The organism is Haloferula sp. BvORR071 (assembly GCF_000739615.1).
Taxonomy (GTDB): domain Bacteria; phylum Verrucomicrobiota; class Verrucomicrobiia; order Verrucomicrobiales; family Akkermansiaceae; genus Haloferula.
Window position 1 is genome coordinate 283,789 of the sequence record NZ_BATP01000022.1, and the last position, 14,830, is coordinate 298,618.

Genomic DNA, 14,830 nt, shown 5'->3' on the forward strand with positions numbered 1-14,830 from the left:
GGCTTAATCGGCCCGACGCCTGCTTTTTTATACCCGGCACCCCGTATCCATGGCACGCGCTTCCAATCTCACGATGTGTTCCTTCTGTGGCAAAAGCCACTCGGAGGTGAAAAAGCTGATCGCCGGCCCCGGCGTGTACATCTGCAACGAGTGCGTGGAGGTGTGCTCGAACATCCTGGACAAGGAGCTGAACGAGGGCCCAGCGAAGCCTGCCAAAAACCGCCGCAACCAGAACGTCAAGCGCGTGCCCTCCCCCGCCGAGCTGCGGGCGAAGCTGGATGAATTCGTGATCGGCCAAGAGCACGCCAAGAAGGTTCTCTCGGTGGCGGTCTACAACCACTACCAGCGCCTGCGGCAGGACCAGCCGAACCTGGCTGAGGAATTCAGCGAGGTGGAGATCGAGAAATCGAATGTGCTGCTGCTGGGACCGACCGGCTCCGGCAAGACCCTGCTGGCGCGGACCTTGGCCCGCCTGCTGGATGTGCCTTTCTGCATCGTGGATGCCACCACCCTGACCGAAGCCGGTTATGTGGGTGAGGACGTGGAGAATATCATCCTGCGGCTGCTGCAGGCCTCGGACTTCGACGTCGAGCGGGCCGAGCGCGGGATCATCTACGTGGACGAAATCGACAAAATCGGCCGCAAGACCGACAACGTCTCGATCACCCGGGATGTGTCCGGCGAGGGCGTCCAACAGGCGCTACTGAAGATTCTCGAAGGAACGGTCTGCAATGTGCCGCCGCAGGGTGGCCGCAAGCACCCGCAGCAGGAGTACATCCAGGTGAACACGGAGAAGATCCTGTTCATCTGTGGTGGGGCTTTCGTCGGGCTGGAAGACATCATCGAGCGCCGGATGGGCCGCAGCACGCTCGGCTTCCACGGCCGCGTGGAGGACGTGAAATCCGTCACCGGCAATGTGCTCGACCTGACCGAGCCGGAAGATCTCCTGCACTTCGGCCTGATCCCGGAATTCATCGGCCGCCTGCCCGTCATCTCGGCGCTGCGCAAGCTGACCGAGGAGGAGCTGGTGACGATCCTGACCGAGCCGAAGAACGCGCTGGTGAAGCAATACGGCAAGCAGCTCGCCCTGAACGGCGTGAAGCTGCGCGTGACCCGCGATGCGCTGCGTGCGCTGGCGGAGGAAGCGGTGCGCCGCGGCACGGGAGCCCGTGCGCTGCGCTCGATCTTCGAACGCCTGATGCTGGATGTGATGTACGATGTGCCCTCACAAGGGAACATCGAGGCAATCACGATCAACCGCCCGGTGGTGCTTGGAGAGCGTCCGCCGCTGATGAGACGGAAGCGCGCGGACAAGGATGCGGCCTAGTCCGAGGTATCCGTGATCGAGCAAGTCCTCAAGGTCTGCTTGGGCTGCTCGATCGCGGCGATGGTGGCCTGCGAGTTTTTCATGGGACGGCTCACGAACGAGTTGGTCCGCTTGATCGAGGCGGTCCCTTGTCAGAAAGGGCTCAGCAAGAAGGAAAGCTCCAAGTTCGAGAGCATCACCGTGCAACCACTTTTCAGGCGGGCGGTGCTGACATTTCATGCTATAGGCAAGCTCATGAAGTTCACCTCCATCTCCGCGCTCAGCGCTGCCCTTCTCGTCGCGTCCATCTCGCTTGGCATGGCTGAGGAAGCCAAACCCGCGGAGAAAGCGGTCGAGGAAGCAAAGGACAATGCCAAGGTAAGCCGCACCGATGCCGATTTCAAAGCCATCGCCGCGGCGCTCCAACAATACAAGCTCACCACGGGGGACTACCCGACGGAGGAACAAGGGCTGAAGGTGCTGGTGGAGATACCAAGAACCCCACCGACTCCGAAACGCTGGATCAAGCTGATGTCGGCAGTTCCCAAGGACGCATGGGGGCGGGATTACCGCTATGTAGTCCGCGTGAAGGACAAGAAGAAGGAGACCCTGCTGCTCTCCGATGGACCGGACGCAAAGGACAAGAAGGACGACCTCGAATTTGTGGTCACCTCCGTGGCGGCGGAGAAGAAGTAGCGCAACTTCGAACGTTGCGGATGAGGGCGTTCGGATTCGGAGCCCCGCACGCTTTTCAGTTGGGTGACCGCACCCGGCCACAACTTGCAAAGTTGTGCTACTTCCCTGCGGTCTGGCTGCGTTCGCGGCCGATGAGCGGATCGCTGACGCCATGCTCGCCGTTTTCGACGCGGCCGGCGAAGCGGCGGAGGAAGCGGGGATTGCCGTTGATGGTGATGCCGAGGTCATACCAGCGAAAGCTGGAGCTGAGGTCCACGCTGAGATCCTTCGCCTCCGAGGCTTCCAAGCGAAGCGGGCGTGCCGCGGTACCGTAGCCGTGATCCGTGATGAGCAACTCCACCGCAGTCGAGCCCCGGTTCACGAATTGAAGGAGGAGTTGCGGTCCGGCATAGCGGCAGGCAACAGCCAAGGGCTCCGCGCCATCCCCCACGTATTCTCGGAAGAAGCCATTCGGCCCGTAAGTCCGAAGGTGATAGTAGCCATCCGCGAAGAGATCGAGCGGCCACTGGTAGGAGAGCTTCTCCCCCACCCTGACGGCGAAGGCCCAGCGGCGGCATTCCTCTACCGGCGGCGGCGCATCGGTGTAGCTGGCGCGGTCGTCGGGATAAACAAGTCCAGGCGCGTAGACTTGGAACGGTGCGCCGCCGGACTTGCCCGGGAATTGATGCTCGGCGGCCTCGAAGGTGATTTCGATCGAGCCGTCCCGCAGGCAGGTATCGGCGTGCAATTCGTAGGGCAGCGCGCAGGAGGGGCGTGTGCCCGGCTCCTGGCGTGGCAGGAGGGCGGAGTGCAAGGGATTGTCGCGGATCGAGAGGACTTCCCGCTCATCCAAGGCGCGGAAGCTCGCGGGTGGCTCCATGTAACGCGCGCGGTGGATACTTTCCACGAAGAGATCGCGCTCTACCGGCAAGGGGTGGGAGTCGCGCTCGCCGTCGTGGCGGCGAAAGGCGGAGGTGAGGTCACCGCAGACCATGCGCCGCCACGGGGCAATGTTCGGCTCCTGCACTTGCTTGCCGGTCTTGTGACTGAGGAAGACTTCCAGGAATTGCAGCACCGAGGTGTGATCGAAGACCTGCGAGCAGACATGGCCGCCGCGGGTCCATGGCGAGGCGATCACCATCGGCACACGGTAGCCGAGGCCGACCGGATGGCCGTGCGAGTCGAACTCAAGCCGCGTGTCCAAGCCCGGTGAGGCGGCTCCGCTGCCGGCAAGATCCGGATGCGGCGCGACGAAGGGCGGCACGTGGTCGTAGTAGCCGTCGTTCTCGTCGTAGGTGAGGATGAAGATGGTCTTTTTCCATAGCTCGGGATCGCGGGTGAGGATCTCCAACACCTCGGCGACGTACCATGCGCCATACCAAGGCGCGGAGGGATGGTCGGAGAAGTTCTCCGGGGCGACCAGCCACGAGACCGCGGGCAGCTTGCCGGTGTCCGCATCCTGGCGGAATTGGTGGAAGATATCGCCGGCAGGCACGCGGACATCGCGGAGCTCTTCACCATCCAAATACTGCATGGTGGCCAGCTCCCGCTGCAGGGCATCGCCGGTATTCACCGTGAAGGCCTTTTCATGAAGGCGCTGCTCGCGTTCGGGCAGGCGGGCGAAGTTCTCCGGCGAATATTGCTCCAGCTCGGCGGCCATTCTCGCGATCGCTTCTTCCAGACTGGTGCGTCGGGTCACTGCTTCTTCCGGCGAGATACCCGGGGCCGGGTCCTTCTCCAAGCGCGCCTCCAGGACGGCAAGGCGCTCGCGCAGGAAGGCTTGGCGAGCCGGCGAGAACTCCGCGTGATACTGCGAAAAGTATTCCAGCGGATTGTCGCCGAAGTTGCTGAGCCAGGGGGCCGCCTCGTTGGACAGTCCGGTGGGCAGGTAGAGTTCGTTCTGATAAACCTTCCAGGAGATGCCGTGCTGTTCGAGGCGCTCCGGAAAGGTGGGCCAATCGATGTGGGTGCTGTTGTCGGCATCGCCGTTGCCCAGGATCACCTTTGACTCCGGATCGCGAGGATCGCGGCTGGTGCCGGTCCAGAGGTAGAGGCGGTTCGGCGTGGTGCAGGTCTGCAGCGCGCAGAAGTGCTGGTCGCAGATGGTGAAGGCATCCGCGAAGGCATAGTAGAAGGGAATGTCACTACGATCATAGTAGCCGAGGGTCAGCGGCAGCTCCGCATATTCCTCGTGGCCGGATTGCATCACTCTCAGCCACTGGTCGTGCTTGCCGCCATTGCCGGCCCCGACCTCCGCCTGGCGGCTGTGGGGCAGGCAGCTCATCCAGGTGGACTTCGACTCGTGGATCTTCAGGCCGAAGGGCGCGTAGGTCTCGCCCTTTTCGTCCGTTTGCAGCCAGACCGGATTACCGCCGGGGACCGTGATCGCGCGCGGGTCGTCGAAGCCACGGACGCCGCGCAAGGTCCCGAAGGCGTGGTCGAAGGAGCGGTTCTCCTGCATCAGGATCACCACGTGCTCGGCATCAAGGAAAGTGCTGCCAGCGGCGGGCTCGATGCCCAGCGCCTTGAGGATGGCCGGGGGCATGGCGGACAGCGCGCCGAGGCCGCCGGAGAGGAGGCTGGCTTGCTTGAGGAAATCGCGGCGTGAGGTCATTCAGTGGGTGCGCTTGAGACTACGCGATTGGATGCGATCCCTTGCGGGTGGCAATTGCGACTTTGGCAAAAACTATGGGCAAAATCGCCAGATTGGGAAGACGGGAGGCTACCGCGGAAGCGCAGAGGAATGTGGAGAGTGCTGAGAATGCGGTTTCCAGGTGCTTCGACAGCATTGCAACAGCCGCTTCATCTGGTAGCTTAGAGGAGTGAGCACGGTTTTGGAGTCTCCGGAGCGCGATGCGGTCGAGCATGACCGCACCGCCTTCAACCTTGCAGTGTGGGACAAGATCGTGGCGAACCCGGAATTCGCTGCGATGGCCTATCGCTTCGAGACGGACGAACACGGGCAGATTATCATGTCACCTCCTCCCGCCCCCAGCCACGGCAACAAGCAATCGAAGATTGGCCATCTACTCTGGAGCCTTGCCCCACCGGGAGAGGTGATCAGCGAATGTCCGGTATCGACCCGGAAGGGGGTGAAGGCGATCGACGTGGCCTGGTGCTCTCCAGCAGTCTGGAAGAAGTCGGAGGGCAAATCCTGTCTCGTCCGGGCACCGGAGATTTGCGTGGAGGTGCTATCCCCTTCCAATACCCGAGGGGAGATCGACGAGAAGAAGGAACTCTATTTTGAAGCCGGGGCTGCCGAAGTGTGGATCTGTACCCAAGACGGAGACATGACCTTCCTCTCCCCCACCGGAGAGTTGGATGCATCGGGGATTTGCCCGGACTTTCCCAACAAGTTGGGCTAGGCGGTTCACCATCTCTTCTTCTGCCTTTTCCCCCACATTTCCGCCTTCCCTGCCAGCCAGCGGCTTTCGCATGCTAGGGCCATGCGCTGGCTGTTACCCCTGCTGATCCCACTTGCAGTCCTAGCCGATGAGGCCCCCAAGGCAGCAACACCGCCGGATCCGGATGAAGCGGCGTATGCGGCGATCGAGCGCTTCGTGAAGGTGTTGGAGCAGGTGCGGCAGCGGCATCCGGACGCGGACAAGGTGGCCTATGACCGGCTGGTGAACCATGCGCTGGAAGGGATGCTGTCGAGCCTGGATCCGTTCTCGAGTTTCATCCATCCGGAGATGGCGCGGGCGATGGAGGCGGATCCGAAGCTGGATCCTTACTTGCCGGCCCTGGGTTTGACGCTCGGGCTGCGCGACGATGGCGTTTACATTTCGAACGTGGCGCCGGTTTCGCCGGCGTCGCGAGCGGGCTTGTTACCAGGTTCGGGGATTCTTGGGATCAATGGCCGGAAGCCGGAGGAGCTTCCCGTGCTGCTGACCTCACTGCGCAACCAGGCGCCGGGGACGAAGACCAGTTTCACGGTGAAGGCGGAGACGGCCCCGAAGCCTATCACTGCTGACCTGACCCATGTCGCCGTGGAAGAACGTGCGGTGACGGAGGCGCGGTTGCTGGCCGACAATAGCACCGGTTATATCCGCCTCGCGTCGTTCATGGGCAATTGCGCGCGGGAGATGGAAGCGGCACTCGACGAACTGGAGGACAAGGGCATGAAGCGCCTGATCCTCGACTTGCGCGGCAATCCCGGCGGCGACCTCCACCAGACGGTGCAAATCCTCGGCTTCTTCCTGCCGCCAGATACCGCAGTGGTGACCACCAAGGGTCGCGGTGGCGAAGTCCTGGGCGAGCCGCTGAAGACGCCGGAAAAGCAGCGCCGCAAGCGCGAGTATCCAATCAATGTCTTGATCGACCGCATGTCCGCCTCGGCCTCCGAGCTGACGGCGGGAACCTTGCAGGATCTCAAGCGCGCGGTGATCGTCGGCGAGACGAGCTATGGCAAGGGCTCCGTGCAGAACATCATCCCGATGGGCGGCGGGACGGCGCTGCGTCTAACGATCGCGACCTATCACACGCCTTCCGGGAATACCCCGCACAAGAAGGGCATCACGCCGGATGTGAAGGTGAACTTCACGGATGGAGATCGCGAGAAGCTGGAGCTTGCCTTCCGGAAGGCTTCTTTGACGGCGGAGGAAGCGAAGAAGCTGGAGGGGTGGGAAGATCCGGGGATGAAAGCGGCGGAGGGGAAGTGACCGAGTGAATCACTTATCGCTGCGATCCATTCAGGATCGATCTCATTTGCGTCGCTATACCGGGGGCGTCGCTTCGCTCAACCCCCGGCTACCGGAGCTATGATCCCTTCGGAATCAGAGGAAGACTTGCGCCCCTTGGTTACTTGTCCTCCGCCCCCACCACGCGCAGCTGCGTGCAGAGCCACTGTGGCAGGCCATCGATCTGATAGCCGAGATCGGCGTAGTAGGCGATGAAGCCTTTGTCCGGCTTGGGCCCGGCGGCAATGACGGGCTGGCCCTCCTTCAACTCGATCGGCTGGGACTCCCAGCGGGACTTGCGGAAGTCGCGGGTATCAGAGCGGGCATACCAGAGGCGCGCTTGTTGGGGCGCAGGGTCGGCGGTGACGGTGAGCTTGAGGCTGCCGTCCGGCTCGGTGCTGTGTCTCCAGCCGAGTTTCGGCAGCGGCTTGCCGCTGAGCTGATAGCGGATGAATGCGGAGACGTTGTTGATGGAGCGGTCGGCAGTGAGCTTCTTGCCCTCGGCATCGCGCTCAGTGAGATCGTGGCCGGCGTTCGGGGTGTAGGAGATGTATTTCTCCCCGGGCAGGGCGTCCCAGTAGAGATTGAGGGCATCGGTGCTCCAATAAGGATCGTTGTTCCCGAGGACGATCAGCTTGGGCATGGTGAAGCGCTCGCGGTAGGTCCATGGATCGACCATGGTCCAGAGGCTATTGGCGCGCGGCGTATCGGGAATCGGCACCAGGCCGCGGCTGGTGTAGGGCGAGATCTCCTCGCTGGTGCCGCCGAGTGACTTTTGCTGGTGGGTGAGCTGCTCGCGCATGTTCAGCACGTCGATGACCATCGGCGTGATCGCCATCACGCGCGGATCACTGGCAGCAGTGAGCCAAGTGGTCCAGCCGCGCTTCGAGCCGCCGCCGACAATGAACTTCTCGACCTGCCCACCCCACTCCTGCTTGCTGAACTCCTGGAGCGAGTCCATCGCCTTGACCACGCTCTTCACCATCGGGAAGAGCAGAGGCCATGAGGCATCGCCGGAGTCGAGATAACGGACGAAGGTCTCCGCGATGAGATTATCCTCCTTCTTGCCGTCGAAGAGCGGCTGATTCGGAATGCCGAGCAAGATCGCGACCGGGGCCTTGATCTTGCCTGCAAGGAGGGCCGCGTACATGGCCTTTTGCTCGGAGGCGCTGCCACCTTCATTGAGCAGTAGCATTTTCCCGGTCGGCACGTCCGTCGGGCGCACCACCAGCAGATCGTGGGTCCAAGTGATGCCCTGCCAAGTCTGCGAGGTCAGCTTCAAGCGCCAGACCTTGGCGACGCCGAAGTCCTTGGAATCCTCAAGCTTCCACCCGGATTCCGGCTCCGCCTTGGTGAGATAGTTGGCCAGATCCGCCGGGATGGCGGAGGCTTCCTTGGCTGGCGAGAGGGCCACCGAACCCAGCAAAATCAGTGGCAGCAGGAACTTTCCGAACAAACGCATTCGCCATGCTAGCCGACAAGCGGCCCGGCACAAGCCGCGGATTCTTTCCTTGGCACGCGGCGGGTCTTCCTTGGAACCTCGCGACGTGCTCCTGCTCGCCCTCGAATCCTCCTGCGATGAAACCGCGGTCGCCATCCTGCGTGGCGAGCCGGGGCAACCGGCGGAGATCCTGTCTTCTGAGATCGCCTCGCAAATCGAATTGCACCGGCAGTATGGCGGGGTGGTGCCGGAGGTGGCCTCGCGCAATCACTCGCTGCACCTGCGGCCGCTGGTCGAGCAGGCGCTGGCACATGCCGGCGTGGCGATCAATGAGGTCGATGTCTTCGCCGCCACCTCGGGTCCGGGGCTGGCGTCGTCACTGTTGATCGGAGCCACGGCGGCGAAGGCCATGGCCGCGGCGGCGGGAAAGCCCTTCCTGGCGGTGAATCATTTGGAAGGGCATTTGCTCTCACCCTTCGTCGGCACCGGTGTGGTTCCGCCTCACCTCGGGCTGATCGTCTCTGGTGGGCACACGCTTCTCTTGGACGTGGCGGCACCCGGGAAGTATCGCAAGCTCGGTGGCACGCGCGATGACGCGGCGGGCGAGGCCTTTGACAAGGTCGGCAAGATGCTCGGCCTCCCCTACCCCGGCGGTCCTGAGATCGAGAAGATGGCACGCGGTGGACGATGCGATGCCTTCAACTTCCCGCGCTCGATGATGAAGGAGCCGGGCTTCGATTTTTCCTTCTCCGGACTCAAGACCGCGGTGCTCTACACGCTCTCACAACGCAATCCTGAGACCGGCACGCCCTTGCCGGACGAGCTCGCGGATCTTTGCGCCTCCTTCCAAGAAGCGGTGATCGAGGTGCTGGTGAAGAAGACACTCAAGGCCGCGCGGCACACCGGACGCAAGATCATCGCGCTCTCCGGTGGGGTGAGCTTGAACAAGGCCTTGCGCGAGGCATTTGCCAAGGCGTGCGGACGGGAGGGCATCGAGCTCGCGCTCGCGTCGCCCGGACTGTGCACGGACAACGCGGCGATGATCGGTTTCGCCGCGCTGCAGCATGCCTTCCATGGCAAGTCATCACCGCTCGATGGCGACATCAATCCGAACCTGTCCTTGGTGGCAGCGGATTGATCAGGGCTTCACGCGGACAATATTGCCGCGACTATCCACATAGTAGATCGTTCCATCCTTGGGATCGAAGCTCAGCTCCCTTGATACCGGGAGGGAGACGATGGCCTTGCCGTCCGTTTGCTCGTGCGCGGCAAGCCTTTCGCCCAAGCGCAGGCGACCTTCCCAAATGCGGGGAACTTGCACCTCGCCGGGCCTCTCGCCGCCAACGGAAATCTCGGGCGGAGCCGACTCTCCGGCTTGCCCTTGCCCGAAGTCCCCGATCTTCAGGAATTCCCACTTCCGGTCTTCCCTCAACAGATAGATGCCATCCGCAGCAGGCCTGACGGCATCATTTGGCCCCAGGGACATCTCACGCGACGCGCCACCTCCAGAAGGAATCAGGAGCAGGTGCTCGCCATTGATCCAAGCGAGCAACCATTTGCCATCGGGCGTCAGATGCAGCTTGGGATCATCCGCACGGTTCTTGAACTGCCGCACCAGCGTGGGAGCCAGTGTCGCGGTGTCGAAGCGACGGAGCCGCTCCTTCTTGTCGACCACATACAGATCCTTCCCCAGCCAGCTCAGGCTGGACACGGCCAACTGGCTATCCCGCGGCACCAAGGAGACCTCCTCGCGGCTGGTGCTCACCTTGCCCGATTTGAGATCGGCGATGGCAAGCCTGCCATCGTCCAGCCCCACCGCCAACTTCTCGCCGTCCGGAGACAAGGCGACGGCCATCGGGCGGCCCGGGACCTTGGCCATCTTTTCAAAGCCCGCCGGAAGTGCCGGCCCCGGCGTGCGCAGGATCCGCGCATCGGAGACCGAGAAATAGTGGGCTCCCTCCGCGCCGCCGGTGCCATGATAGCCAAAGCGGATGCGGGCGGTGCGCGCCGGAATATTGAACCCCTGCTGCGTCATACCGCGCTTCTGCCACGCCATCCGGAATGCATCCATCGGGTTCTCATCACGCGTCTCGACGACTGCGCCCAGCTCATCGAGAAATTCCATCTGCAAGACCCCGCCACCCGAGATCCAGGCATCAAACTGGAAGGAGTCGGCGCCGTTCCACTCGAGGTTGGCGATCTCCACCTCACCGTGATGACCGAGGGGAATCTGATAGGCCGGTGAACCGCTGGGGCCGTTTTCCTGCTTCCGCGCCATGCCCTTCGCGAGCAGCTCCGCCTCCGCGGGCAACTCCACCAGACCGCGGTTCTCTTGAAGCTCGATGGGAGTGGTTTCCCGCGAACGCCCGCTGCCGGACTCAGCAAAACGCAGCGCGAAATACTTCACGCCCTCCGGGACCTTCAGCTTGAGGCGATCCTTGTTAGGGGCCACCGGCACTTTCTGGAGCACTTCCAGCTTGCTGCTGTCCTTGCCCGCCAGGATCTCCAGGTCGAACTTCCCATCCATGGCCGGCACCTTGGCCATGGGCACGTCGCGCATCACTTGGCCAGGCACACCGGAATCCGAGGTGACCAGATTCCACGAGAGCGCGACTTCCCCGCCAGGAAGACGTCCCGCCTCCAACCAAGGGAAGACTCCCGTAGGCCGGCCCAGGGTCTGACTACAGAAAGCCGCGACTTCCGGTGCATCGCCAGTAATCTTTTCGCGGAGCTCTTTCAAAAGCTCCAGATCACCGGTAGCCAGCACGGTGGCGACCCAACCGAAGGCCTGGTCGGGATCACCCAGCAGGCCGATCTCCTTCACCGACCGCGCCATCACCTGCCGGGCCCGCTCAGGCTGCACGCCTTCCTCCAGCCCACCGTGAAGCGGGAAGTCCTCAAGTTCACCAATCGGCTCCGGATCCGAACTACGCCAAGCCCAGTAGTTCTTCCAAGTGGCGTCGTCCGCCGCCAGAACCATGGCGGCCACGATCCGTCGGGCATCCTTGGCGGCCTCGTCCTTGCGCTTGCCCTCGGCGAGCTCCCTGGCCATGCGTTGCCACATGCGCCCGATCATCGCGCTGCTGCCGGGATACTGCGAAGCCTCCCGGATCGAGTAGCTCATGGAACTTGTATCGTTTTCACGGCGATAGCTCCGCTCCTCAAGCAGGCGCACCATGAGATCGGAAGCATTGGGCAGCTTCTTGAAAGTGTTCTCCCAGCGGCTCACCAGATTGGAACGAAGCATGTCGTCCATTTGCGCCAGCAAAGGCACAGCCTCCGTTTCGAAGGTCTTCGCCACCGGATTCGCAGCCAGCTTCAGGAGCACCACTTCCAAAGGAGAGATATCGCCCAACTCCTGCGCCCGCTTGACCGCGGCATCCAGCAGCTTCCACTTCGCGAGCACTTCGAGGTCTGCCTCATACAGGACCGCATCCCGGTTCGATTCGCGTCGGCGACCTTCGTTGGCTTGCTTCCGGGGAAAGGCCCATGGCTCCCCGCTGCGCTCACCGGGCACAATCAATGGCCTGAGCAGCAGCTCCACCGCCGCGGCCTTGTCTCCAGCCGCAACCAATTGCTCCGCCATCAGCGGTCCAGCCTGCCGGCGATGCAACCAGCCCGATTGGCCCGCAAGCCACTCCCTCAAGCCCGCGGCCAAAGCCGGATCAGCGTTGAGGAAGTATCGATGAAGAAGCCCTGCCTGGTGCATTTCAGGCCCGCGCCCGGTCATGGGCGCAGCCACAATCGCATCCAGCACGGCGCGCGCTCGCTCCGGCCCCAAGACCTCCAGGCAAGTTGCGTCCGCGATGAGTTCCGGCCTGCCCTGGGATATCTCGCGGAAGACGGCGAGGACCCGCTCCGGGTCCTGCGTCTTCAGGGCCTCGCGCAAGAGGACCATGGCTTGCTGCGGATTGGGAGCATTCACGCCCGGCTTCTCCCGCGCCAGTGCCGGCTGCGCGGCCGGATCCCCGGTTCCTTCCAGGCGGCTGAACCAGCCCTGAATCTCGGCATCGAACATCCCGAAGATCTCCAGCTTTGCGGTCGCCCGCTCGCGCCACGCTTCGAGCTTCTCTTGCTTGCGCAGCACCTCCACCGCGACCTTGGCTGCTGCTTGAAGGTTTACACCATCCCGCCGGTCCATGCCGCCACGTCCAGGAGCAAAGCCGCGTCGGCCCATCCCCGGGCCACGCTCCAGGGCGGAGCTGGCCAAGTATCGATCCAGCACCTTCTCCGCGAGCTCCAGCCCCAGTCCGCCACCCGCTTGATCCGTCCGCGCCATGTTGATCAAGCGCGCCTCCGTGCCGTCCTCGCGGAAGCCATCTTCCTTCGCGGCAGCGGGATTCACGATGAACTGATAGACCAGCTCGGACGGCGCTTCGAAGGGACGCCCCAGATTCCCCATCGTTTGGAGAAAAGACTTCTGCAAGGTCGGCGGGAGTTTGACCAGATCCTCTAACACCGGCAGCAGGACCGCAGGCTCCCGGCTTTCCGCCATCAAGCGCGAGTAGCGGAACAGCTCCGTTCCCCTCGCCTCTTTCTTCCCCTCCATCAGGGCTTGCACACTTGCCGCTGCCTCTCCCTTCAAAGTCGCGTCAGGACAAGCGAGGCTGCCGCTGGCAATCAGGATCTCGGCAGGCACGCGGCGTGGATGATCTTTCCCCAGCGAGCGCATGACCTGGCTCAGCATCTCGCCATTCACCGACGGCAACTGATCCAATGTGCCCATTTCCCAGCGGTCCATGCCGGCGAGCGGATTCGATCTCGCGCGGGAGGTGTATTGCATCCGCGACCTGGTCCCGGGCGCTTCGGGGAAGCCGGAGCCGATCCGACGAATCTCCGGCATCGGAAACAGCGCCAGCACCTGTTGTAACTCCACAGCCTTCTTCAGGGACTTCTCCTGCGCCTGATACTCGGGCGTCTTTTCCGCCGCTTGTGCCTGGGGCTGCACCGGCTCCGGAGGAACGACATCCTGATAGCCCGCAGCGCGGCTGCTCACCGTGCGAAGCCAGAATCCGATCGTTCGCTCCTGATCGGGGAAGCGCTGCCGCACTCCGTCCATCAGGCGCGCGGTCGACTCCTTGAGCAGTACCGGATCGACCTTGTTCTCCACGAAAATCTCGAAAAGGTCTTGGGGTGTCTGGCTCAGCCTGCGTGCGGTCCGGCTTGAGCCACCCAAGATGAGCTCGGGGAACTTCTTCATGAGCCCGGCGAGGATCTCCGGCGGAATGATCCGATCCTGGCTCCGCTCCTTTAGCGTCCGCACCAGCAGTTCCGGCAGCACCTCGTTCTCCGGCTTGGTGAGGTCCGCTTCTAGGACGGTTCGGACAAACTCGTGATCCATACCTGCCGCCGCCAAGTAGCGGGCGCGGTCAATCTCGGGCAGTTCCGCGAAGTCCTTCCGCCCCGCGAGCAAGGGATGGATGCGATCCTGCCGATGCATCATGCCGAGGTAGCCCAAGGCGACATAGGTGGTATCCCCGGTGACCCCGCGCGAAACAGCGCGCAGGTTGTCAAAGCGCCACTGATAGGGATCTGGATTGGGTATTTGGCTGAAGGGCCCACGAGCCGCCTTCTCGAACAATCCAACCGCCCGCTCCGGCTGGGGTTCGACCAGAAATCTACCTAACAGAATCGCAAATCGCGGCTCGTCCGGCCAGCGCTGGACCAGCTTCTCCAGAATCGCTTGCCGTGCCGGATTGTCCTGAAGCGTGCCGATCCACCGCTCCCAAATCTCCGCTGCCAACTGAGTGGCATCGCCTCCGCGATCAATCCATTCGACGAAGAGAGCCATGAACTCCTCACGCGCCACCAATCCGTCCAGCAAGCCCCACAGCTGCTGCCGCTGCGGCAGCGGCAAGTCCGCGCTCTTCCACAATGCAATCCCCGCGGCTTCCAGCGCCTCGCTTCGCGGCAGGATCTCCATCATTTCCAGCAGCGCCGCGGGATCCGCCTTGGCAGCGAGCGGTGCTACGGCGGCCTCGCTCTCCCTTTTATTCCCGAGCCGGAAGTGCAATACGGCCAACTTGAAGGGATCCTTGGCCGCAGCATCCGCGAGCAGCTTGGGCAGCAGGTCGCGATGCCATGCCACATCCAATTCCTCGGACCACACCGCAGCCTTCCATTCTGGTGTCTTCAACTTTTCCTCCACCAGCGCGAGGAAGCTCCCCAGAGCCTCCCACGATCCGGCATCCTCAAGCGGCCGGCATGCCTGCTGGAGGCGTTCGAGCGGCTTCGCTCTCTCCAATTGAGAAAGCCCGGCCACCATCTCATCCGTGAAGGCGGCGGAGGCTTCCGCTTGACGTCCCACCCGCACCAGCAGACGCACTTGGTCCAAGCCCTTCGCCATGGTCAGGGCCTTCGCGAAATCTCCCCGGCCCTCGAGTGAGCCTGGGCTCGCCTCCATCTGCTTCGCATGCGCATCGGAGAGCGCGAAGCCCGCCAGCAGAGGCCGCGGCCCCTCCCGCATGGGACCGTGGTCAGCTCTCTGGAGATCCGCCGGAGCGATTCCCACGTCGTCCAAAATATCGGCCGGGCTCACCTGCAATCCGCAGGAAAGGGCCGCAAGGCAAAGCATCCACCGGGCATTCATAGGGTTTGGGAGGGAAAAGCGATATCGCGTAGGACAGGCTAGCAGCACCTTCCTACATCTTTGAACGCGTATCTGGGCGCTTCCTTGAAGAATTCCGATGAAGAGCCGGTGAAAATTCAGTCGCGCCGCACCTGATCAGG

The 14,830-nt window shown here is 62.9% G+C and carries 8 protein-coding genes; 5 read left to right on the forward strand and 3 right to left on the reverse strand.

Annotated elements, in window-relative coordinates; genetic code table 11:
* Positions 1-49 precede the first annotated feature (49 nt).
* Together clpX and BV071_RS32830 are read left to right on the forward strand one after the other, a co-directional pair.
* Entirely contained in the window at positions 50-1,327 is a 1,278-nt protein-coding gene (clpX, locus tag BV071_RS11380; protein ID WP_035606575.1) for an ATP-dependent Clp protease ATP-binding subunit ClpX, read from the forward strand.
* Between the two features lie 12 nt (positions 1,328-1,339).
* Complete coding sequence (locus BV071_RS32830; protein WP_052573160.1) at positions 1,340-2,002, forward strand: type II secretion system protein GspG; 663 nt, start codon at positions 1,340-1,342, stop codon at positions 2,000-2,002.
* Between the two features lie 97 nt (positions 2,003-2,099).
* Here the strand turns inward: BV071_RS32830 and BV071_RS11390 are convergent, their stop codons facing one another.
* Complete coding sequence (locus tag BV071_RS11390; RefSeq protein WP_035606578.1) at positions 2,100-4,595, reverse strand: phospholipase C, phosphocholine-specific; 2,496 nt, start codon at positions 4,593-4,595, stop codon at positions 2,100-2,102.
* A gap of 208 nt (positions 4,596-4,803) precedes the next feature.
* On the opposite strand from BV071_RS11390, the gene BV071_RS11395 reads away from it, so the two are divergent.
* Entirely contained in the window at positions 4,804-5,346 is a 543-nt protein-coding gene (locus BV071_RS11395; RefSeq protein ID WP_052573161.1) for a Uma2 family endonuclease, read from the forward strand.
* Between the two features lie 81 nt (positions 5,347-5,427).
* Positions 5,428-6,642 carry a S41 family peptidase gene (locus BV071_RS11400; RefSeq protein WP_035606581.1) on the forward strand — a complete coding sequence of 405 codons (1,215 nt, stop codon included), beginning with the start codon at positions 5,428-5,430 and terminating at the stop codon, positions 6,640-6,642.
* Positions 6,643-6,781: 139 nt separating this feature from the next.
* On the opposite strand, the gene BV071_RS11405 is transcribed toward BV071_RS11400, so the two are convergent.
* The gene (locus BV071_RS11405; protein WP_035606584.1) at positions 6,782-8,122 is read right to left on the reverse strand and encodes a PhoPQ-activated protein PqaA family protein; all 1,341 of its coding nucleotides are present in this window, start codon (positions 8,120-8,122) and stop codon (positions 6,782-6,784) included.
* Between the two features lie 85 nt (positions 8,123-8,207).
* On the opposite strand from BV071_RS11405, the gene tsaD reads away from it, so the two are divergent.
* Entirely contained in the window at positions 8,208-9,239 is a 1,032-nt protein-coding gene (gene tsaD / locus BV071_RS11410) for a tRNA (adenosine(37)-N6)-threonylcarbamoyltransferase complex transferase subunit TsaD (protein ID WP_035606904.1), read from the forward strand.
* Here tsaD and BV071_RS11415 read toward each other — a convergent pair whose 3' ends face one another.
* Positions 9,240-14,675: a hypothetical protein gene (locus BV071_RS11415; RefSeq protein ID WP_265594339.1), complete on the reverse strand. Its 5,436-nt coding sequence runs from the start codon at positions 14,673-14,675 to the stop codon at positions 9,240-9,242.
* Between the last annotated feature and the right edge of the window lie 155 nt (positions 14,676-14,830).